Source organism: Romboutsia sp. Marseille-P6047 (assembly GCF_900604535.1).
Classification (GTDB): domain Bacteria; phylum Bacillota; class Clostridia; order Peptostreptococcales; family Peptostreptococcaceae; genus Romboutsia_E.
This window is the reverse complement of record NZ_UWOT01000018.1, coordinates 12,959-34,871: the sequence shown is the minus strand read 5'-3', so window position 1 is coordinate 34,871 and position 21,913 is coordinate 12,959. Positions and strand designations below refer to the sequence as shown.

Sequence of the window (21,913 nt, the reverse complement as noted above, 5' to 3'; positions counted from 1 at the left end):
TAATACGTTCAATATTACTCATAATACACAATTAAATGTCTATTAACACACATAAAATGTGGTTTTAGCACTTCTTAGCTTGGTGCTGCTAGTTCTTTGTATATTTAAAAGTCCATTTAAAAGTTACTAAGGATAAAAAATCCTTAGTAATCTTTTAAATTTCATACTTTTACATTTTATCACCAGACACAATTACTGTCAAGATTTCTTTATCTTTATCAGTTCTTAGTCTTGTATTTTTTCAACAGCTATGTTTTTATATCTCTTCATACCTGTTCCTGCTGGTATTAATTTACCTAATATTACATTTTCTTTTAAACCTATAAGTCTATCTTCTTTACCTTTTATTGCAGCTTCCGTTAAAACTCTTGTAGTTTCTTGGAATGATGCAGCAGATAAGAATGATTCTGTAGCAAGAGATGCTTTAGTTATACCTAATAAAGTTCTCTTTGCAGTTGCCGGTCTTAATCCATTAGCTATAGCTTCTTCATTACATTTATTGAATGTCAATACATCTTCATATCCACCTGGCAATAAATCTGTATCTCCTGGATCTTCAACTTTAACTTTAGATAGCATTTGTCTTACTATAACTTCTATATGCTTATCGTTAACGTCAACCCCTTGCATTCTATAAACTCTTTGAACTTCTTTAACTATATACTCTTGAACTCCACCTATACCTTTAACTCTTACGATATCATGTGGATTTATAGAACCTTGAGTTAATGGGTCCCCAGCTTCTACCATTTGTCCTTGTTTTACTCTTACTCTTGAACCATATGGTATTGCATAAACTTCATTTTCACCTGATTCTGGAACTATAACTACTTCTTTTCTCTTACCAGTTTCATCTATTTCAACTCTACCTGATATTTCAGTTATTATAGCTAAACCTTTTGGCTTTCTAGCTTCGAATAATTCCTCAACCCTTGGAAGACCTTGAGTTATATCTCCACCGGCAACCCCACCTGTATGGAATGTACGCATTGTAAGCTGTGTACCTGGTTCACCGATAGACTGAGCAGCTATTATACCAACAGCTTCACCTATGTTAACTTCTTTACCTGTAGCTAAGTTTCTTCCGTAACACTTAGAACATACTCCATGAGTAGTCTTACAATTAAGAACAGTTCTTATTTGAACCTTTTCTATTCCCGATGCTATTATTTTTTCAGCGTCATCTTCTGTTATCATAGCATCCTCTTCAACTAAAACTTCTCCAGTTTGAGGATTTACTATAGCTTCTATAGTATATCTACCAACTATTCTGTCATATAATTCTTCTATTACTTCATTTCCATCTTTTATTGCAACTATTTCTGTAGTATCTGTTGTACCACAATCAACTTCTCTAACTATAACATCTTGACTGACATCAACAAGTCTTCTTGTTAAGTAACCTGAATCGGCAGTACGTAGTGCAGTATCGGCAAGACCTTTTCTAGCACCATGTGATGATGTGAAGTATTCCATTACTGATAAACCTTCACGGAAGTTAGATTTAACTGGAACCTCAACTGTTTTACCAGATGCATTGGCCATCAGACCACGCATACCAGCTAACTGTCTTATCTGGTTCTTAGAACCTCTGGCACCAGAGTGAGCCATTATATAGATGTTGTTTAATCTTTCAAGACCTTCCATAAGAGCGTCTGTTACTTTATCAGTAGTTTCTGACCAAGTTTCTATAACTCTCTCATATCTTTCTTCATTAGATATTAATCCTCTTCTATATGCTCTTTCATACTTATCAACTTTTTCTTCAGCTTCTGCTAAGTATGCTTTTTTAGCTTCTGGAACTTTCATATCTGCAACTGCAACAGTTATACCACCTCTAGTTGAAAATTTGAATCCTAAAGCTTTTATATGATCTAGTAATATAGCTGTTTCTGTATTTCCATGTCTTCTAAAGCATTTATCTATTATTGTTCCTAAAGATTTTTTAGTAACTAAAAAATCTACTTCTAATCCGAATGGATCTACACTTCTATCTACAAATCCTAAATCTTGAGGTATATTTTCATTGAATATAAATCTACCTACTGTACTTTCAACAAGAGATTTTCTACCGTCTGGTAATACTACTCTCATTTTAACTAATGCATGTAGTTCTACTGCACCAGTTTGGTAAGCAAGTAACATTTCATTATAATCTTTAAATATTATTCCTGTTCCTTTTTCTCCACCTTGAGCTTCGATTGTTAAATAGTAACATCCTAAAACCATATCCTGAGAAGGAGTAGTTATTGGTGTACCATCTTTAGGAGCAAGTATATTATTTACAGAAAGCATTAAGAATCTTGCTTCTGCTTGTGCTTCAACTGATAAAGGTACGTGTACCGCCATTTGGTCACCATCGAAGTCGGCATTGTATGCTGTACATACAAGTGGGTGAAGCTTTATAGCTTTACCTTCAACTAAAACAGGTTCAAATGCTTGGATACCTAGTCTATGAAGAGTAGGAGCACGGTTTAATAGAACTGGATGGCTCTTTATAACGTCTTCTAAAACGTCCCATACTTCTGGTTTAACTTTTTCTACTATAGACTTAGCACTCTTTATATTGTGTGCATATCCTTCTTTAACTAATTTATCCATTACAAATGGCTTGAATAATTCAAGAGCCATCTTCTTTGGAAGACCACATTGATAGAATTTAAGTTCCGGTCCAACAACTATAACAGAACGTCCTGAATAGTCAACACGTTTACCAAGTAAGTTTTGACGGAAACGTCCTTGCTTACCTTTTAACATATCTGATAAAGATTTAAGTGGTCTATTACCAGGTCCTGTTACAGGTCTACCTCTTCTACCATTGTCGATTAAAGCATCTACTGCTTCTTGAAGCATTCTCTTTTCATTTCTTACGATAATGTCAGGTGCTCCAAGTTCTAATAATCTCTTTAATCTGTTATTTCTATTTATAACTCTTCTATATAAATCATTTAAGTCAGAAGTTGCAAATCTTCCACCATCTAATTGAACCATTGGTCTTAAATCTGGTGGTATTACAGGTATTGCATCTAATATCATCCATTCTGGTTTATTTCCAGACTTTTTAAACGCTTCTACAACTTCTAATCTTCTTATAGTTCTAACTCTTTTTTGACCAGTACTGTCTTTTAAGTCAGCTCTTAATTCTTTACTTTCTCTTTCTAAATCTATGTTCTTAAGTAGTTCTTTAACTGCTTCAGCACCCATTCCTACTTCGAAAGAGTTGTATCCATATTTTTCAACTGCACTTCTATATTCTTTTTCAGTTAATAGTTGCTTTGCATTTAATCCAGTTTCACCTGGGTTAATTACAACATATGAAGCAAAGTATAATATTTTCTCTAAAGATCTTGGAGACATATCAAGTAAAAGACCCATTCTACTTGGTATACCTTTGAAGTACCAGATATGAGACATAGGAGCTGCTAGCTCTATATGTCCCATTCTTTCTCTTCTTACTTTAGCTTTAGTAACTTCTACTCCACATCTATCACAAACTACACCTTTGTATCTAACTCTTCTATACTTACCACAGTGACATTCCCAGTCCTTTTGTGGTCCAAATATTCTTTCACAGAATAAACCGTCTTTTTCAGGCTTTAAAGTACGGTAGTTTATAGTTTCAGGTTTTTTTACCTCTCCTCTTGACCATTCTCTAATTTTTTCTGGAGAAGCTAACGCTATTTTTATCGACTCAAAATTGTTTAATTCAAACAAGGAGTTCTCTCCCTTCTATTTGATATTTGCACTAATTAAAAACTATATATCAAAATCTTCATTTTCATAATCTAAATCGTCATAATCCATATCTTCCTCAAGATCTAGATTATCCATATCTGCATCTGTTTCATCAACTAATTCATCATCTATTTCTTCGATTATGTGAGTATCTTCTACTTCTTGCATATCGTCTATAAGACTTATTTCGAAGTTTCCATCTGTTTCATCTATATCAACAGATTCTCTTACTTCTATTTCTTTATCTTCATCAGTTAATACCTTAACATCTAAACATAAACTTTGAAGTTCTTTTATAAGAACTTTGAACGATTCAGGGATTCCTGGTTCTGGAATATTTTCTCCCTTAACTATTGCTTCGTAAGTTCTAACACGTCCTACAACATCATCAGACTTAACTGTAAGTATTTCTTGAAGGATGTGAGCTGCACCATATGCTTCTAATGCCCAAACCTCCATCTCACCAAATCTTTGTCCACCAAATTGAGCTTTACCTCCAAGTGGTTGTTGAGTTACTAATGAGTATGGTCCAGTACTTCTTGCATGTAACTTATCATCAACTAAGTGATGTAGTTTAAGCATGTACATGTATCCTACAGTTATTCTATTGTCAAACGTATCACCAGTTCTACCATCGTACAGTGTTAACTTACCATCTTCTGGATATCCAGCTTCTTTAAGAGCTTCTCTTATATCGCCTTCTTTTGCTCCATCAAATACAGATGTTGCAACATGCCATCCTAAAGCCTTAGCAGCAAGTCCTAAATGAACTTCAAGTACCTGACCGATGTTCATACGAGATGGTACCCCTTGTGGGTTAAGAACTATGTCAAGTGGAGTTCCATCAGCCATGAATGGCATATCTTCTTCAGGTAATACTCTAGATATAACCCCTTTGTTACCATGACGTCCGGCCATTTTATCTCCGACTTTTATTTTTCTCTTCTTAGCTATATAACATCTAACTAATTCGTTAACTCCTGGAGATAAATCATCTCCATTTTCTCTAGTAAATACTTTTACATCAACGATTATACCAGACTCTCCATGAGGAACCTTAAGTGAAGTATCTCTAACTTCTCTTGCTTTTTCTCCGAAGATTGCACGAAGTAATCTTTCTTCAGCAGTAAGTTCAGTTTCTCCTTTTGGAGTTACTTTACCAACTAATATATCTCCTGAATCTACTTCAGCACCTATTCTTATTATACCTCTATCATCTAAGTTCTTTATAGCACTTTCAGATACATTTGGTATATCTCTAGTTATTTCTTCTGGTCCTAATTTAGTGTCTCTAGCCTCACATTCATATTCTTCTATATGAATTGTTGATAATCTATCTTCTTTAACTAATCTTTCGTTTATTAAGATGGCATCCTCATAGTTATAACCTTCCCAAGTCATGAATGCTATAAAGCAGTTTCTTCCTAATGCTACTTCACCTAAATCTGTAGCCGGTCCATCTGCTATAACATCTCCTGCTTTTATCTCATCATTTTTATTGATGATTGGAGTTTGGTTTATACAAGTACCAGAGTTTGAACGTTTAAATTTAAGTAATTTATATCTGTCCTTACTTCCATCTTCTTTTCTTATTATTATTTCATCTGCAGTAACTCTTTCTGCTATACCTGAGTTTTTAGCAACTACAACTGCTCCAGAGTCTTTCGCTGCTCTATATTCTACTCCTGTACCTATAATTGGTGCTTCTCTTCTTACTAGAGGCACGGCTTGACGCTGCATGTTCGATCCCATTAGGGCACGGTTGGCATCGTCATTCTCTAAGAATGGTATCATAGCTGTAGCTATAGAAACAACTTGTTTAGGAGATATATCCATATAATCCACTCTACTTGCTGGAACTAATTCAACTGCACCATTTACTGTTCTACAAACAACTCTGCTGTTTATGAACTCGCCATTTTCAGTTAAAGGTTCATTTGCTTGAGCTCTTACGAATAAATCTTCTTCATCAGCAGTTAAATAATGTATTTCATTTGTTATTCTTCCTGCTTCCTTATCATATTTTCTATAAGGAGACTCGATGAATCCATATTCATTTATCTTAGCATAAGTTCCTAATGAGTTTATAAGACCGATGTTTGGTCCTTCTGGAGTCTCTATTGGACACATTCTTCCGTAGTGAGAATGATGAACGTCACGAACTTCGAATCCAGCTCTTTCTCTTGAAAGCCCTCCAGGCCCTAATGCAGATAATCTTCTTTTATGTGTTAACTCAGATAATGGGTTTGTTTGGTCCATGAACTGAGATAACTGAGAACTACCAAAGAATTCTTTTATAGCTGCAGAAACAGGTCTTATGTTTACTAAAGCTTGTGGAGTTATAGATTCCATGTCTTGAACAGTCATTCTTTCTCTTATAACTCTTTCCATTCTAGATAAACCAATTCTTACTTGGTTTTGTAGTAATTCTCCTACTGATCTTATTCTTCTATTTCCTAGGTGGTCTATATCATCTATATTACCTATTTCATAGAATAAGTTAAATTCATAACTTATTGAAGCGATTATATCATCTAGTAAAATGTGCTTTGGTACAAGCTCTTTCATTCTTATTTTTATCGCTTCTTTTATTTCTTCTTCGTCACTATACTCATCTAATATTTCTTTTAATGTTGGATAGTGAACTTTTTCTTTTATATTTAATTCATCTATATCAAAATTAATGTGAGACTTAATGTCTACAAAGTTATTTCCTATAACTTTAACTGTAGTGTCTTCATCAACAAGTATGTTTACTACATTTATACCTGCATTTTGTATATCTTTAGCTGTCTCATAAGATATCTTTTCTCCAGCTTTAACGAATACTTCTCCTGTTTCAGGATTTATTATATCATCAGCTGAAACTTTATTCATTATTCTATAACATAAAGCTAATTTTTTGTTGAATTTATATCTACCAACTTTAGCTAAGTCATATCTCTTCGGATCAAAGAATAATGCATTTAATAATGATGAAGCACTTTCAACTGTAGGTGGCTCACCTGGTCTTAACTTTTTGTATATTTCTACTAATCCTTCTTCAACAGTCTTAGTATTATCTTTTTCTAAAGTAGCACTTAATCTTTCATCTTCTCCTAAAAGTTCGATGATTTCAGCATCAGTACCTATACCTAATGCTCTTAATAAAACAGTAACTGGTTGTTTTCTAGTTCTGTCTACTCTTACAGATATAACATCATTAGAATCTGTTTCATATTCTAACCATGCCCCTCTGTTAGGTATAACAGTAGAAGATATAAGTCTCTTACCAGTTTTATCTCTCTCTTCAGCATAATAAACCCCCGGAGATCTAACTAATTGACTTACTATAACTCTTTCCGCTCCATTTATAACGAAAGTTCCTCTTTCAGTCATAAGTGGGAAATCGCCCATAAATACTTCTTGTTCTTTTATTTCCCCAGTTTCCTTATTTATAAGTCTTACTTTAACTTTTAGAGGTGCACAGTATGTAGCATCTCTTTCTTTACATTCTTCTATATCGTATTTCGGCTTATCATCTAAAGAGTAATCAACAAATTCTAATATAAGATTACCTGTATAATCTTCTATTGGAGAAATATCTTCAAATACTTCTTTTAACCCTTCTTCTAAAAACCACTTATAAGAATCAACTTGTAATTCTATAAGATTTGGTAAATCAGCTATTTCTTTTATCTTAGAAAAGCTCATTCTAGTTCTCTTACCTATCGTGACAGGATGTGGCATTCACTTTTCACCTCTCAATAATTAAAAATAAAACCATAGTCATTCTAACGCATCTAATAATTTTACCATAAGAATTATTATTTTTCAATATGTATATTAACAACTATTACACAATCTGTGCATAATTATTCAACCTCATAAAATATGCATTATTTATTATGCACAAAATGCCAATCTATAATTCTATTTTTCTTGCATATTTTTTATTTTTTAATAAAGTAAAAAAAAAGATGCCAAAAGGCATCTTTTCCGTTTCATTTATAAAAACTACTTAACTTCTACAGTAGCTCCAGCAGCTTCTAACTTAGCTTTCATTTCTTCAGCTTCCTCTTTAGAAACTCCTTCTTTAACAGTCTTAGGAGCGTTGTCAACTACTTCTTTAGCTTCTTTTAATCCTAATCCAGTTATTTCTCTAACAGCTTTTATAACTCCAACTTTTGAAGATCCAGCTCCTGCTAATACTACATCGAATTCAGTTTTTTCTTCAGCAGCTCCACCAGCAACTGCACCAGCCATCATAACTGGAGCTGAAGCAGATACACCGAATTTTTCTTCAGCAGCTTTAACTAATTCATTTAATTCTAAAACTTTCATGTTTTCTATAGCTTCTAATATTTGTTCTATTGTCATTTTTAGCACCTCCGAATATTTTTCTTAAATTATTTTTATTATGATAACGTCACTATGCAACCTTATCTATTTTTTCAAAATTGACAATTAAGCTTCTTGTCCTTCTGCTTTCTTTATCATTGCATCTATTAAGTATGCAAAGTTTGACATTGGAGCCTTTAAGCTTCCAAGTAACTTAGCAAGAAGAACTTCTCTTGATGGTATGTTAGCGAACTCAACTATTTGAGACTCGTTGTAGAATTCTCCTTCTACTACACCCATTTTTAATTGCATTTTTGGATGAGCATCCATAAATTCTTTTAATATTCTAGCTGGAGCAACAGGATCTTCGTATCCGAATGCTATTGCGTTAGTTCCAACTAATAACTCGTCATTGAATTGTTCTATACCAACTTCTTTAGCAGCTCTTCTTACTAAAGTGTTTTTGTATACCTTATATTCAACACCAGCTTCTCTCATTTTCTTTCTTAATTCAGTTACTTCTTCAACTGTTAATCCTTTGTAGTCAACTACAACTGCAGAAGAAGATTTTTGTAACTTCTCAACTATTTCACTTACAACTTGTGATTTAAGTTCTATAGCTTGTCTCATCTAAACGTGCACCTCCTTCACCTGATAGGTTTGTTTACGCCGTATATCTCATTAAAAAAAGCTTTCGTATCATTTTATAGACACACAAAGCTTTAGTAATTCAATCCATCTAAAACCTCGGTAGGATATTTAAGCTTTACGCCCCTACTGTCTACGGCAAAACTATTATTTTTTATATCAACAAATGTTATATTAACATTTTTGTTTATCTGTGTCAACAGGATAATTATTCTGCTATTTTAGCTGGATTTATTTTTACTCCAGGTCCCATAGTAGAAGCTACTGATATACTTCTTAAGTATTGTCCTTTAGCAGCAGCTGGCTTAGCCTTAACTATAGCATCCATTAATGCAGCAAAGTTTTCAGCTAATTTTTCTCCACCGAAAGATACTTTACCTACAGTAACGTGTATTATGTTAGTCTTGTCTAATCTGTACTCAACTTTACCTGCTTTTATTTCTTCTATAGCTTTAGCTACATCAAATGTAACTGTTCCTGATTTTGGGTTTGGCATTAAACCTTTTGGTCCTAATACTCTACCTAATCTACCAACTACACCCATCATATCTGGAGTAGCAACAACTATATCGAAATCGAACCAGTTTTCACCTTGTATTTTTTGTACTAATTCTTCAGCACCTACAAAGTCTGCTCCTGCAGCTTTAGCTTCTTCAGCTTTTGGTCCTTTAGCAAAAACTAAAACTTTTTTAGTTTTACCAGTTCCGTGTGGTAATACAACCGCACCTCTAACTTGTTGATCAGCGTGTCTAGAGTCAACACCTAATTTTATATGAGCTTCAACAGTCTCATCGAATTTAGCATTAGCTATTTCAGAAACTAAGTTTAATGCTTCTTTAGCATCGTACATTCTAGTTCTATCAACTTTGCTTAATGCTTCTACATACTTTTTGCTTTTTTTAGCCATTTTATTTTCCTCCTCGTGGTTATTTTCGGTTTTAAAACCTCCCACTTCTATGCGAAGTGTCTAATTTAAAATTAGTCTTCTATAACGATACCCATACTTCTAGCAGTACCAGCTATCATGCTCATAGCAGCTTCTACTGATGCAGCGTTTAAGTCAGGCATTTTTAATTCAGCTATTTTTCTAACTTCATCAGATGATAAAGTAGCAACCTTCTTCTTGTTTGGTTCTCCTGAAGCTGAATCTAAACCAGCAGCTTTCTTTAATAATACTGCAGCTGGCGGAGTTTTTGTTATGAAACTGAATGATCTATCTTGATATACAGTTATAACAACTGGTATTATCATCCCAGCTTGATCTGCAGTTTTAGCATTGAATTCTTTAGTGAATCCCATTATGTTAACACCGTGTTGTCCTAATGCTGGACCAACTGGTGGTGCTGGAGTAGCCTTTCCTGCAGGTATTTGTAATTTTATTTGACCTATAACTTTTTTAGCCATTTTAATCGCACCTCCTCAGATTATTTACATATAAAAAATTATATTCTTTCTATACTATCAATGTCCATTTCAAATGGAGTCTTTTTATTAAAAGCATCCAAGAAAACAGTAACAGTTCTATTTTCCATATTGATTTTTTCTATAGTCCCTATTTTACCGCTGAATGGACCATTTTTGATTTCAACGTTGTCTCCAACCTCTAAATCAGTATCTCCATTAACAATTTTAGTAGACTCTAAATCAATACCCATAGCAATAACTTCGTCATCACTTAATGGTACCGGCTTTGAACCTGGTCCAACGAACCCTGTAACGCCCTTAGTATTTCTTACAATATACCAAGATTCGTCTGTTATAACCATTTTGATTAGCACATAACTTGGGTATACTTTTCTTTGTCTTGTTTTTTCCTTACCTGTTTTAGTAGTTTCTACTACATCTTCAGTAGGAACAACGACTTGAGTTATGCAATCTTCCATACCTCTAGTCTTTACAGCTTTTTCTATAGTAGCTTTAACCTTGTTTTCATGTCCTGAATAGGTATGAACTACATACCATTTTGCTTCTTGTAATTCTGACATTATTTTTCTCCTTTTTATCTACTTAGTATAAATGCTAGCGCACCAGATAAAGCAGTGTCTAATAGCCATACTAATATAGTGAACGAAATAACTACAGTTAAAACTATTCCTGTATTTTTCAGTAATTCCTTTTTTGTCGGCCACGTAACTCTTTTTAGTTCTTGCTTAGTGTCTTTTATGTAAGATACTAAACTAAATCTTTTTTTCTTGGCCATAACGCCATTATTTACCTGAGTAGCCATACTACACTCACATCCTTAATTAAAACTATTTTGTTTCTTTATGAGCAGTGTGTTTCTTACAGAATCTACAATATTTTTGTAATTCTATTCTGTCTGGATTATTCTTCTTGTTTTTAGTAGTGTTATAGTTTCTTTGCTTACATTCTGAGCATGCTAAAGTTACTTTTACTCTCATCTGTTACACCTCCAACTTTTATAAGTAAATATATTAAATAATATAATACTTTAATTTATTTAATTGAAGTATTATTACCTTCCAAATCATTACCTTGTATAAGTTATCACAAATTAATATGACTGTCAATGTTTTTGTACCTTCAATCTTTAAAAAAAGAGGAGGTTTCCCCCCTCTTAATCTATGAATAATTCTTTAATAAGAGATTATTCCATTATAGAAGCAACAACACCTGATGCTACTGTTCTTCCACCTTCTCTTATTGCGAATCTTAATCCTTCTTCAACACATATAGAGTTTATTAAGTCAACTTCTATAGTTACGTTATCTCCTGGCATTACCATTTCTATTCCTTCTGGTAACTTACAAGCTCCTGTTACGTCAGTTGTTCTGAAGTAGAATTGTGGTCTGTATCCATCGAAGAATGGAGTATGTCTTCCACCTTCTTCTTTTTTAAGAACGTATATCTCAGCCATGAATTTAGTGTGAGCTTTAACTGTTCCTGGCTTAGCTAATACTTGTCCTCTTTCTATTTCAGTTCTTTGAACACCTCTTAATAATGCTCCTATGTTATCTCCAGCTTCTGCTTGATCTAGTAATTTTCTGAACATTTCTACTCCAGTAACTACTATCTTTCTTGGTTCTTCTGAAAGTCCTACTACTTCTACTTCGTCTTGAACTTTTAATATACCTCTTTCAACTCTACCTGTAGCAACTGTTCCTCTACCTGTTATAGAGAATACGTCTTCTACTGGCATTAAGAAATCTTTATCAACATCTCTTTCTGGAGCTGGTATATATTCGTCTATTATTTCGAATAATTCTACTATCTTATCTCCCCAAGCTGAAGTTGGATCTTCTAAAGCCATTAAAGCTGATCCTCTTATTATTGGAGTGTCATCTCCTGGGAATTCGTACTCGTTTAATAAGTCTCTTATTTCCATTTCAACTAACTCTAATAATTCTTCATCGTCTACCATATCACATTTGTTTAAGAATACTACTATGTATGGTACACCAACTTGTCTTGATAATAATATATGCTCTCTTGTTTGAGGCATTGGTCCATCAGTTGCTGAACAAACTAATATAGCACCGTCCATTTGAGCAGCACCTGTTATCATGTTCTTAACGTAGTCAGCATGTCCTGGGCAGTCAACGTGAGCGTAGTGTCTGTTTGGAGTTTCGTACTCAACGTGAGCAGTTGATATTGTGATACCTCTTTCTCTTTCTTCTGGAGCTTTATCTATGTTAGCAAAGTCTACAGCTTCTCCTAATTGATATCTTTCGTGTAAAGTTTTTGTTATAGCAGCTGTTAATGTAGTTTTACCGTGGTCAACGTGACCTATTGTTCCTATATTAACATGTGGTTTACTTCTTTCAAATTTAGCTTTAGCCATTTTGAAATACCTCCTATTGTTATCTTATATAATTTTGCTTGTAATAAGCTTATGGTAAGTATTTTACTATTAATCATTTCTGTTTTCAAGATGTTTTTCCAATTTTCTCTTAACCCTTTGAAGAGCGTTATCTATTGACTTTACATCTCTATTTAATCTATCAGCTATGTACTGATATGACTTGCCATTTAGATATAATTCTAATACTTCTAATTCTAAATCACTTAACAGCTCGTCCATCTTTGATTGAATTCGCTTTAACTCTTCTTTGCTTATTATAAGTTCTTCCGGATCTGTTACTATACTAGTAGCTATAATATCTAAAAGAGTTCTATCTGATTCTTCATCATATATTGGTTTATTTAATGATATATACGAATTCAGCGGTATATGTTTTTGTCTCGTTGCTGTTTTTATAGCTGTTATTATTTGTCTTGTTATGCATATTTCCGCAAAACATTTAAAGGAATTTGTTTTACTTCCATCAAAATCCCTTACAGCTTTATAAAGACCTATCATTCCTTCTTGTATTATATCTTCTTTATCTGCACCTACCAAAAAATATGATTTTGCTTTCGCTTTTACAAAGTTTCTATACTTTATAATAATATACTCTAATGCTAGTTTATCCCCATTACTAGCTTTTAATACTATATTATACTCATCTTGTTGACTATTATCTAAAAATTCATATCCCTTTTCTTCTGCTATTGCCATTAAAATTTCTCCCCCTGTAAACAATCTCATAGATATATTATAGTCTAATAAACTTTGCTACTTCAACGCTTTCTACGAATGTTCTCAAGTTTCGACAATGTTTCCTTATCTAACCTATCTTCCAAGAAATTTCTTTGTATTTTTTTCTGTTGGCTATTAGCTCTCTCTTTTATCCTTTCCTTTGCAACATCTAAATCTAGTTTTAGTTCTCTTGCAGAAACTCTGCTAGCCCCTTTACCTAAAACAATTTGTTGCTCAGCATAGTCATTTGTAACTACCTTTACCTCATCATACTTAGATAGTGTACTTATAAATTTTTCTATATAACTATCTGCTGTCTGAAGTTCTTTTGTATAAACAATTGTTATATGCTTTCTATTTTCCACTTTTTCTTTAGAGTTTTTTATATTATAAGCATCAAACACTATTATTGCTTTTTTACCTGTAAACTCTGCATAATCAATTATATAATGTATAAGCTTTTCTCTCGAATCCTCTAAACTATATTTAGATATTTCTTTTAAATCATCCCATGCATTTATAATATTGTAACCATCTATTATTAAATAAGAATTTGTCTTTTTTCTCATTATGTTATTTTTTACCTGTTCTTTGTCTGAATATCTCGTATAAAAGAATTCCTCCAGCTACAGAAGCATTTAAAGATGTAACATTCCCTACCATAGGCATCTTAACTGTGAAATCACAGTTTTGTTTTACAAGCCTTGATATTCCAAATCCTTCACTTCCTATAACTAAACCTATTGGACCTGTAAGATTTTGTTCATAGAATGGTTGTCCATCCATATCTGCTGCAGCAATCCACAGACCTTCTTCTTTTAACTTCTTTATAGTATTTACTATATTGGTTACTTTACATACTGGCACATACTCTACTGCACCAGCTGATGCTTTTGCTACTGTTGGTGTTATGTGTACACTTCTTCTCTTTGGTATTATTACTCCATGAGCACCAACTGCATCTGCTGTTCTTATTATTGTCCCAAGATTATGCGGGTCTGTTATCTCATCTAATATTATAAAAAATGGATGTTCTGATTTTTCTTTAGCTGATTGGATTAACTCATCTAAATCATAGTATTTATATTCACTAACCTGTGCTATTACGCCTTGATGGGTGTGACTTGTACTTATTTCATCTAATTTATTTTTATCTACATATTGTATTACGATATTTTTTTCTTTTGCCATACCTATAATTTTCTTTATAGATCCTTCTTTTGCAGAGTTAGATATCATTATTTTATCTATCTCTCTATTACTTTTTATTGCCTCTATAACTGGATTTCTTCCTTCTATATTTGCCAATTCTTTCACCGCCTATTTTGTTCTTTATAATTACCTATATATTATAATGTTTTATTTATAACTACTATTATACATCATTTACAAAAAAAAGCATTGTCATTTAATTAAGACAATACTTTTTAACTAATTTTATTTCATATTATTTTCTACAATTTCTAAACCTTTAGATATTATATACTTTAGCCTACTTATCTCCTCATTTAAATATAAATACCCTATTAATGCCTCAAATCCAGTAGCATGCTTATAATCTATAATATCTGCATTTTTAGGAGATGTATGAGATTTTTGATTTCTTCCTCTTTTATAAATTCTCATTTCATCTTCACTTAATTCATTCTCTATTTCATGTATAATAGTTGCTTGCGCTTTTGCATTAACATATTTTATAGCACTTTTATGAAGGTCATTAACTTTTTTATTTATATTTTTTCTTATTAAGTACTCTCTTACATAAGATTCATATACAGTGTCTCCTAAATAAGCTAATACTAGTGGTGATATAGTAATTAATTCTGATCTATCCATGATTATATCCTTTTCCACTTAACACCTTGTCTTGTATCTTCTAAGACAATACCTTTATCTAATAATTCTTGTCTTATTTCATCCGCTAATTGATAATTTTTATTTTTCTTAGCTTCTGTTCTTTTTTGTATTAAGCTTTCTATCTCTTCATCTAGTATATCATCTTTTTTCTTATTTACTATATTTAATACAGAAGTTAATTCATTAAATTCATCTAAACATTTATTAGCAAATTCTAATGATGAATTTTCATTAACATTTGAATTTATAAACTTGGCTAATTCAAATATAACACTTATAGCATCTGCTGTATTTACATCATCATCCATAGAGTTTATAAATTTACTTCTAAATCCATCTAATTCTGTTGCTAGTTTTAATTCACCTTGTGTCATATTAGATTCTTTTAAATTACTTATAGTAAATTCTAATTTTTCTTTAGTATTATACAATCTATCTAAACCTGCTTTTGCTTGATTTAACATCTCATCACTAAAGTTAACTGGATTTCTATAATGAGCTGATAACATAAAGAACCTTACAATTTCTAAATCATATAATTTAGATATATCTCTTACTGTAAAGAAGTTTCCTTTTGATTTACTCATTTTTTCATTATTTATATTTATATATCCATTATGTATCCAGTAATTAGCAAAAGTTTTTCCACTTCTAGCTTCACTCTGAGCTATCTCATTTTCATGATGTGGGAAAGTTAAATCTTGGCCTCCTGCATGTATATCTATCGTTTCTCCTAAGTATCTATTAGACATAACAGAACATTCTATGTGCCATCCTGGTCTACCTTCACCCCAAGGACTTTGCCATCCTGGTTCTCCTTCTTTTTTTGCCTTCCAAAGTACAAAATCCATAGGATGTCTTTTTTGATCGTTTACTTCTATTCTAGCACCCGCTTCTAATTCATCTTGTTTTTGTCCTGAAAGCTTTCCATAACCTTCAAACTTTTTAGTATCAAAGTATACATCTCCGTTCACTTCATATGCATACCCTTTATCTTCTAGTTCTTTAACAAAATCTATTATTTGTTGTATATTATCTGTAACTTGTGGGTGTACAGATGCTCTCTTTATTCCTAATCCATCAGAATCTACAAAATATTCATTTATATATTTCTTCGCAACTTCTTCTGGAGATATTCCCTCTTCATGACCCCTTTTTATAATTTTATCATCTACATCTGTAAAGTTTTGCACATAAGTTACATCATAGCCTCTATATTCTAAATATCTTCTTAATGTATCAAATATAATAAAAGGTCTTGCATTTCCTATATGTATATAATTATAAACCGTAGGTCCACATACATACATCTTTACCTTTCCTTCCTCAATAGGAACAAACTCTTCTTTCTGCCTAGTCATTGTATTATATAATTTCACACTCATCACCTCACTATATTGTTATAAATTCCCATAACACAATAATTATATACTATATTATAATTGAAAACACTTACAATTAATAGTATTACTATTATATCCAGCTATTCTATAAAAAATATTCAGTATTACCTATCTAAGAATAAAACTTTATTGCTTACACATTCTTCGAAAGTATCATTACTTACTATATTTTTATTTTTTAACAGTTCTAATGCTTCTATGTAATCCTCACAAAGTTGTTCTAACTCTTTTTTAACATCTTCTATATTATTATACATAGTACCCCCTTGTTTTTAAACAAACCAATTTATTTAATATTTTTAAATTATTAAAACCTATTTATTATTAATTTTCTTAATTAACATATAATTTATATATTAAATTTTAATAATAAAACTCCTCTACTATCATATGTAAATATTTCCTCCAAATAATTACATATAAAAAAGCCCTATGCAGTGGACTTTTTTTAACTATAATATATTATTTTTTACATAAGTTAATCTATTTAAGCAAATTTCTTTTCCTAAAACTTCCATAGTTTTTGGTAAATCCGGTCCATGCATTTGACCAGTTAAACTTATTCTTGACCCCATAAATAAATTTTTACCTTTTATTCCATGCTCTTTTTGTATTTCTTTGAACATAGCTTTTACAAATGCCTCATCTAATACTTCTGCATTAGATATTTTTTCTTCTAATGCATTTACTAACGTCGGTATATGCTCTAACTTTAAGAAATCTTCACATTCCTCAGTTTCTAACTCTACCTTATCTCCAAAGAATATTGAAGCGTGGTCAGTTACTTCTTTTACATATTGTAATTTTTCTTTTAGCACTGATACCATACCTTTTAAGAAGTCATATTTTTCTTTGGCTTCTTCTTCTGTAACAAATCCAGCTTCAACTAAGAATGGTATAGCTAAGTCTGTTAAGTAAGCATCATCCGCTTCTTTTATATAATGTTGGTTAACCCAATTTAATTTTTCAGTGTCAAATACTCCACCACTCTTAGATACTCTCTCTACCGAGAATGCTTTCTCTAATTCTTCCATAGTGAATAATTCTTGATTATCTTCTGGAGACCATCCAACTAATGCAACATAGTTTATTAGTCCTTCTGGTAAGTATCCCTTTTTCTTGAAATCTTCAACTGCAACATCACCATGTCTTTTACTTAATTTTTTCTTTTCTTTGTTAAGTATATTTGGTAAATGTACAAATGTTGGAGCTTCCCATCCAAATGCTTCATATAAATAAACATGCTTTGGAGTTGAAGAAACCCATTCTTCTCCTCTTATTACATGAGTTATTTTCATTAAATGGTCATCAACTACAACTGCAAAATGGTAAGTTGGGAAACCATCAGTTTTTATTAAAACTTGATCATCTAAATCATTAGTATTAAATTCAGTTTCTCCTCTAACTAAGTCAGTGAATTTTATTACATGATTTTCTGGCAATCTTAGTCTTATTACATAAGGTATACCAGCTGCTATCTTTTCTTCGATTTCTTCTTTTGATAAATCTCTACAGTGACCATCATATTTTGGAGTTTCTCCAGCTTCTTTTTGTTTTTCTCTTACTTCATCTAACCTTTCTTTTGAACAGAAGCAGTAGTAAGCTTTTCCGCTATCTAATAACTCTTGTATGTATTCTATATATATATCTAATCTTTCTGATTGTATATATGGACCATATTCACCTTTTTGAACTATGTTTCCATTTTCATCTAACATAACACCTTCACTGTGGTTAACTCCACCCCAGCTCATTGCATTTAACATGTTTTCTATAGCACCTTCAACTAATCTAGTTTGATCAGTATCTTCAACTCTTAATATGTATTCTCCGCCCATTTTTTTTGCAAATAAGTAGTTATATAAAGCAGTTCTTAAACTACCTATATGTACAAATCCAGTTGGACTTGGAGCAAATCTTACTCTTACGCTCATCTCTTTACCTCCTGATTATTTTCATACATCTTTTATAATATCAAAAAACGTCTATATATTGTATTTTTATTTTATCCAAATGACTAAAAAGGAATCCTTTTGTGGATAATTAGATTTTAAATCAATTTAAGATAGTATATATATCCACATATACATAGAATTATTAACATATACAGTGGATTATATATACTATCTTATTATTATCCTAATTTAACATTATTTTTTATAAATTCAGCTTCTACTTTAGATTTTATTTCATCTAATCCTATAACTTCTTTATCTTGGCTATTTCTTAACTTAAATTCAACTTTTCCATCTACTATATCTTTACCTACAGTAATTCTCATTGGTATACCTATTAATTCAGAATCCTTGAACTTAACTCCAGCTCTTTCATCTCTATCATCTAATAGCACTTCTACGCCCATAGCTTTTAACTCTTCATATATTTTTTCAGCATTTTCTCTATGTTCATCTTTTTTAATGTTTACAGGAACTACTACTACATGATATGGAGCTATAGCTAAAGGCCAAATTATACCATTTTCATCATGATGTTGTTCTATTACAGCAGCTGCAGTTCTTTCTACACCAATTCCGTAACATCCCATTACTATTGGTTGAGATTTACCATTGTTATCTAAGAACGTAGCTCCCATAGATTCTGAGTATTTAGTTCCTAATTTGAATATGTGTCCAACTTCAACACCTCTAGCAACTTCTAAAGCGCTACCACACTTTGTACACTTGTCACCTTCATTAACGTTTCTAAAGTCTCCAACTGTACCTTCAAAGTCTCTTCCATAGTTAGCATTTTCTATGTGGTATTCAGTCTTATTAGCACCTATTACTACATTTTTTTGATCTACTACTTCTTGGTCTATTAATAAGTAATCAGTCTTTATTCCTATTGGTCCAGCAAATCCAACTTCAGCGCCTGTTACTTCTCTTATAGTTGTTTCGCTAGCAAGCTCAAACTCTACAGCTCCACCTATAGCATTAGCAACCTTAGTTTCATTAACATCTCTGTCTCCTCTTACTACTACTGCTACAGATTTTCCATCAGCATAGTATATTAAAGTTTTTGCAAACTTACCTGCATCTTCTTTGAAGAATTCTACTAATTCATCTATTGTATGAACTCCTGGAGTATGAACTTCCTTCATTTCTTTCATTTCTTCATTTGAAGCTTCATGATTTACTGAAGTTGCTTTTTCTATATTAGCAGCATAGTCACATCCTGAACAGAATACTATCTCATCTTCTCCAACTTCTGATTTAACCATAAACTCAGCTGAAGCTGATCCACCCATTGCTCCTGAATCAGCTTGAACTGGGCTGTTTTCTAATTCACATCTAGCAAATATATTTGTATATGCTTCAAACATATCTTGATATGACTTATCTAATCCTTCTTGATCTACATCGAAACTATATGCATCTTTCATTGTGAAAGTTTTAGTTCTCATAACACCAAATCTAGGTCTTCTTTCATCTCTATATTTTACTTGTATTTGATATAAATTTAATGGAAGTTGCTTATAAGATGTAACTTCTTGTCTTACTAAATCAGTAAAAACTTCTTCATGAGTTGGACCCATACAGTAACTTCTTTCGTTTCTATCTTTTAATCTAAACATTTCTGGTCCCATTACATCCCATCTACCAGACTCTTTCCATAACTCAGATGGTATAAGACCTGAACATAGTATTTCTTGAGCACCTTTAGCATTCATTTCTTCTCTTATTATATTTTGTATCTTATTAAAAACTCTTATACCCATAGGTAATTGGTTATACACTCCTGAAGCCATCTTTCTTATCATCCCTGCTCTTAACATTAACTGATGACTTGTTATTTCTGCATCAGATGGAACTTCTTTTAATGTTGGCATTAACATCTTTGACATTCTCATTTTACATTTCCTCCTTGGTTAAATATTCATTCTTAAAATTTAAATACAAAAAAACCTTCCGTCTCTATAATAAATATAGAGACGGAAGGTTAGCTTTCCGCGGTACCACTCTAATTAGCCATAAGGCTCCCTTAAGTAGGATATAACGCTCCAAAACGTAAGAACTTGTTACTGTTCTTAAGCTAGAAGACTGGTTCAAAAACTTCCTCTTAGAAACTCTCAGCCACGTTTCCTCTCTGTAAAGATTTCATCTTTTACTATTTCTTCATAATTGCATTTTATATTATTAACTATGGTATTTACTTTTATCAAATAATCTATTCATAATAATATATTATTTAATATTACTTGTCAACTTTTACAATAGTACATACACTTTGTGCTGCTATACCTTCTTTAGCTCCAGTAAATCCTAAACCTTCTTCTGTTGTTGCTTTTACATTTATGTTATCTATATCTGTATCTAACGCTTTAGCGAAATTTTCTCTCATTTTTTGAATATGAGGTGCCATTTTAGGACTTTGAGCTATTATTGTGCAATCTACATTATTTATTTTATAACCTTTATTCTTTATTAAATTATTTACAAACTCTAACAATTTTATACTATCAGCACCTTTATATTTTTCATCATTATCCGGGAAATGCTTACCAATATCCCCTAAAGCAAGTGCTCCTAATATCGAATCCATAACTGCATGAGTTAAAACATCAGCATCTGAGTGACCTAATAATCCTTTTTCATGTGGAACATTCACTCCACCTATAATTAACTTTCTATTTTCTACTAATTTATGAACATCATATCCTATTCCTATTCTCATATTATACCTCCTATATAATTATACATGTTTTTGTAAGTTTAAAATTTGTTCTCCAATTCCTATATCTTCTGGACTAGTAATTTTTATATTATCATATGAACCCATTATCATTGTAACTTGTTGTCCAATTTTCTCAACAAGCATAGAATCATCCGTACCGTAATAATCATGCTTATAAGCTTCTTCATATGCTCTCATAATAAGTTTATATTCAAAACTTTGTGGTGTTTGAGCTGACCATAAATTTTCTCTGTTAGGTGTATCTTTTATACTTCCATCATCAACGAATTTAATCGTATCTTTTACAGGCATTCCCACTACAACAGCTTTCTTCTCCCTTGCAACTTTAATAGAATTATTTATTATTCTCTCACTTACAAAAGGCCTTGCTCCATCATGTATTAAGACTATTTCACACCTACTATCTATAAGCTTTAGACCATTATATATTGAATCTTGTCTTTCTTTGCCTCCATAGGCTATTTTTATATTTTTAAAACTATATCTATCTATAATTTTATCCTTAAAAAATTCTTCTTCTTCTTTTTTTATACATACAATAATTTCATCTATATTTTCATTTTTATAAAAAGTTTCTATAGTGTGAGCTATTATTTCCTTTTCATTTAACTTTATAAATTGCTTATTAATACCCATATTCATTCTTTTGCCGCTTCCAGCAGCTACAATTATAACGCTATTCATTATTCCACCTCTTAAATTCTTACTATTCAAG

The 21,913-nt window shown here is 31.8% G+C and carries 20 protein-coding genes and 2 other annotated features; all 20 genes read right to left on the bottom strand.

The annotated features are described in order from the left end of the window. Positions 1-225: 225 nt before the first annotated feature. Positions 226-3,714, bottom strand: a complete 3,489-nt coding sequence (gene rpoC, locus EIH23_RS14415) for a DNA-directed RNA polymerase subunit beta' (RefSeq protein WP_122641128.1) — start codon at positions 3,712-3,714, stop codon at positions 226-228. A 42-nt stretch (positions 3,715-3,756) separates the two neighbouring features. Next, entirely contained in the window at positions 3,757-7,464 is a 3,708-nt protein-coding gene (gene rpoB, locus EIH23_RS14410) for a DNA-directed RNA polymerase subunit beta (RefSeq protein ID WP_122641127.1), read from the bottom strand. Between the two features lie 267 nt (positions 7,465-7,731). Further along, positions 7,732-8,094: a 50S ribosomal protein L7/L12 gene (gene rplL / locus EIH23_RS14405; protein WP_122641126.1), complete on the bottom strand. Its 363-nt coding sequence runs from the start codon at positions 8,092-8,094 to the stop codon at positions 7,732-7,734. A gap of 87 nt (positions 8,095-8,181) precedes the next feature. Continuing rightward, complete coding sequence (gene rplJ, locus EIH23_RS14400) at positions 8,182-8,685, bottom strand: 50S ribosomal protein L10 (RefSeq protein WP_122641125.1); 504 nt, start codon at positions 8,683-8,685, stop codon at positions 8,182-8,184. A 45-nt stretch (positions 8,686-8,730) separates the two neighbouring features. After that, positions 8,731-8,860, bottom strand: a sequence feature (ribosomal protein L10 leader region). Between the two features lie 51 nt (positions 8,861-8,911). After that, a complete protein-coding gene (gene rplA, locus EIH23_RS14395) occupies positions 8,912-9,610 on the bottom strand; it encodes a 50S ribosomal protein L1 (protein ID WP_122641124.1) in 699 nt (232 codons plus the stop codon). A gap of 71 nt (positions 9,611-9,681) precedes the next feature. Next, complete coding sequence (gene rplK, locus EIH23_RS14390) at positions 9,682-10,107, bottom strand: 50S ribosomal protein L11 (RefSeq protein WP_122641123.1); 426 nt, start codon at positions 10,105-10,107, stop codon at positions 9,682-9,684. A gap of 38 nt (positions 10,108-10,145) precedes the next feature. Then, the gene (gene nusG / locus EIH23_RS14385; protein WP_122641122.1) at positions 10,146-10,688 is read right to left on the bottom strand and encodes a transcription termination/antitermination protein NusG; all 543 of its coding nucleotides are present in this window, start codon (positions 10,686-10,688) and stop codon (positions 10,146-10,148) included. Positions 10,689-10,702: 14 nt separating this feature from the next. Then, positions 10,703-10,930 (bottom strand): preprotein translocase subunit SecE, encoded by a 228-nt coding sequence (secE, locus tag EIH23_RS14380; RefSeq protein WP_122641121.1) that lies wholly within the window; start codon positions 10,928-10,930, stop codon positions 10,703-10,705. A gap of 25 nt (positions 10,931-10,955) precedes the next feature. After that, positions 10,956-11,105: a 50S ribosomal protein L33 gene (gene rpmG / locus EIH23_RS14375; protein ID WP_122641120.1), complete on the bottom strand. Its 150-nt coding sequence runs from the start codon at positions 11,103-11,105 to the stop codon at positions 10,956-10,958. Between the two features lie 206 nt (positions 11,106-11,311). Continuing rightward, a complete protein-coding gene (gene tuf, locus EIH23_RS14370; protein ID WP_122641119.1) occupies positions 11,312-12,505 on the bottom strand; it encodes an elongation factor Tu in 1,194 nt (397 codons plus the stop codon). Positions 12,506-12,574: 69 nt separating this feature from the next. Beyond that, positions 12,575-13,222 (bottom strand): RNA polymerase sporulation sigma factor SigH, encoded by a 648-nt coding sequence (sigH, locus tag EIH23_RS14365; protein WP_122641118.1) that lies wholly within the window; start codon positions 13,220-13,222, stop codon positions 12,575-12,577. Positions 13,223-13,284: 62 nt separating this feature from the next. Beyond that, entirely contained in the window at positions 13,285-13,812 is a 528-nt protein-coding gene (locus EIH23_RS14360; protein ID WP_122641117.1) for an NYN domain-containing protein, read from the bottom strand. A gap of 4 nt (positions 13,813-13,816) precedes the next feature. Next, positions 13,817-14,551 carry a 23S rRNA (guanosine(2251)-2'-O)-methyltransferase RlmB gene (gene rlmB, locus EIH23_RS14355; protein ID WP_164489096.1) on the bottom strand — a complete coding sequence of 245 codons (735 nt, stop codon included), beginning with the start codon at positions 14,549-14,551 and terminating at the stop codon, positions 13,817-13,819. Between the two features lie 129 nt (positions 14,552-14,680). Continuing rightward, entirely contained in the window at positions 14,681-15,079 is a 399-nt protein-coding gene (locus tag EIH23_RS14350; RefSeq protein WP_122641115.1) for a Mini-ribonuclease 3, read from the bottom strand. 2 nt (positions 15,080-15,081) lie between these two features. After that, positions 15,082-16,479, bottom strand: coding sequence for a cysteine--tRNA ligase (cysS, locus tag EIH23_RS14345; protein WP_122641114.1), 1,398 nt, complete (start codon positions 16,477-16,479; stop codon positions 15,082-15,084). A 128-nt stretch (positions 16,480-16,607) separates the two neighbouring features. Further along, positions 16,608-16,760 carry a hypothetical protein gene (locus EIH23_RS16405; RefSeq protein WP_164489094.1) on the bottom strand — a complete coding sequence of 51 codons (153 nt, stop codon included), beginning with the start codon at positions 16,758-16,760 and terminating at the stop codon, positions 16,608-16,610. 195 nt (positions 16,761-16,955) lie between these two features. Continuing rightward, positions 16,956-18,437, bottom strand: coding sequence for a glutamate--tRNA ligase (gene gltX, locus EIH23_RS14340; protein WP_122641113.1), 1,482 nt, complete (start codon positions 18,435-18,437; stop codon positions 16,956-16,958). 200 nt (positions 18,438-18,637) lie between these two features. Next, positions 18,638-20,353: a proline--tRNA ligase gene (locus EIH23_RS14335; protein WP_122641112.1), complete on the bottom strand. Its 1,716-nt coding sequence runs from the start codon at positions 20,351-20,353 to the stop codon at positions 18,638-18,640. A gap of 74 nt (positions 20,354-20,427) precedes the next feature. Continuing rightward, positions 20,428-20,634 (bottom strand) — a binding site (T-box leader). Between the two features lie 63 nt (positions 20,635-20,697). Further along, a complete protein-coding gene (gene ispF / locus EIH23_RS14330) occupies positions 20,698-21,177 on the bottom strand; it encodes a 2-C-methyl-D-erythritol 2,4-cyclodiphosphate synthase (protein WP_122641111.1) in 480 nt (159 codons plus the stop codon). 18 nt (positions 21,178-21,195) lie between these two features. Further along, positions 21,196-21,882 carry a 2-C-methyl-D-erythritol 4-phosphate cytidylyltransferase gene (gene ispD / locus EIH23_RS14325; protein ID WP_122641110.1) on the bottom strand — a complete coding sequence of 229 codons (687 nt, stop codon included), beginning with the start codon at positions 21,880-21,882 and terminating at the stop codon, positions 21,196-21,198. Positions 21,883-21,913: the final 31 nt, after the last annotated feature.

Bases quoted from the DNA above. Each gene is read 5' to 3' on its own strand.
- rpoB (WP_122641127.1), bottom strand. From the start codon at position 7,464: ATGCCACATCCTGTCACGATAGGTAAGAGAACTAGAATGAGCTTTTCT.
- rplL (WP_122641126.1), bottom strand. From the start codon at position 8,094: ATGACAATAGAACAAATATTAGAAGCTATAGAAAACATGAAAGTTTTA.
- rplJ (WP_122641125.1), bottom strand. From the start codon at position 8,685: ATGAGACAAGCTATAGAACTTAAATCACAAGTTGTAAGTGAAATAGTT.
- rplA (WP_122641124.1), bottom strand. From the start codon at position 9,610: ATGGCTAAAAAAAGCAAAAAGTATGTAGAAGCATTAAGCAAAGTTGAT.
- rplK (WP_122641123.1), bottom strand. From the start codon at position 10,107: ATGGCTAAAAAAGTTATAGGTCAAATAAAATTACAAATACCTGCAGGA.
- nusG (WP_122641122.1), bottom strand. From the start codon at position 10,688: ATGTCAGAATTACAAGAAGCAAAATGGTATGTAGTTCATACCTATTCA.
- secE (WP_122641121.1), bottom strand. From the start codon at position 10,930: ATGGCTACTCAGGTAAATAATGGCGTTATGGCCAAGAAAAAAAGATTT.
- rpmG (WP_122641120.1), bottom strand. From the start codon at position 11,105: ATGAGAGTAAAAGTAACTTTAGCATGCTCAGAATGTAAGCAAAGAAAC.
- tuf (WP_122641119.1), bottom strand. From the start codon at position 12,505: ATGGCTAAAGCTAAATTTGAAAGAAGTAAACCACATGTTAATATAGGA.
- sigH (WP_122641118.1), bottom strand. From the start codon at position 13,222: ATGGCAATAGCAGAAGAAAAGGGATATGAATTTTTAGATAATAGTCAA.
- EIH23_RS14360 (WP_122641117.1), bottom strand. From the start codon at position 13,812: ATGAGAAAAAAGACAAATTCTTATTTAATAATAGATGGTTACAATATT.
- EIH23_RS14350 (WP_122641115.1), bottom strand. From the start codon at position 15,079: ATGGATAGATCAGAATTAATTACTATATCACCACTAGTATTAGCTTAT.
- EIH23_RS16405 (WP_164489094.1), bottom strand. From the start codon at position 16,760: ATGTATAATAATATAGAAGATGTTAAAAAAGAGTTAGAACAACTTTGT.
- gltX (WP_122641113.1), bottom strand. From the start codon at position 18,437: ATGAGCGTAAGAGTAAGATTTGCTCCAAGTCCAACTGGATTTGTACAT.
- EIH23_RS14335 (WP_122641112.1), bottom strand. From the start codon at position 20,353: ATGAGAATGTCAAAGATGTTAATGCCAACATTAAAAGAAGTTCCATCT.
- ispF (WP_122641111.1), bottom strand. From the start codon at position 21,177: ATGAGAATAGGAATAGGATATGATGTTCATAAATTAGTAGAAAATAGA.
- ispD (WP_122641110.1), bottom strand. From the start codon at position 21,882: ATGAATAGCGTTATAATTGTAGCTGCTGGAAGCGGCAAAAGAATGAAT.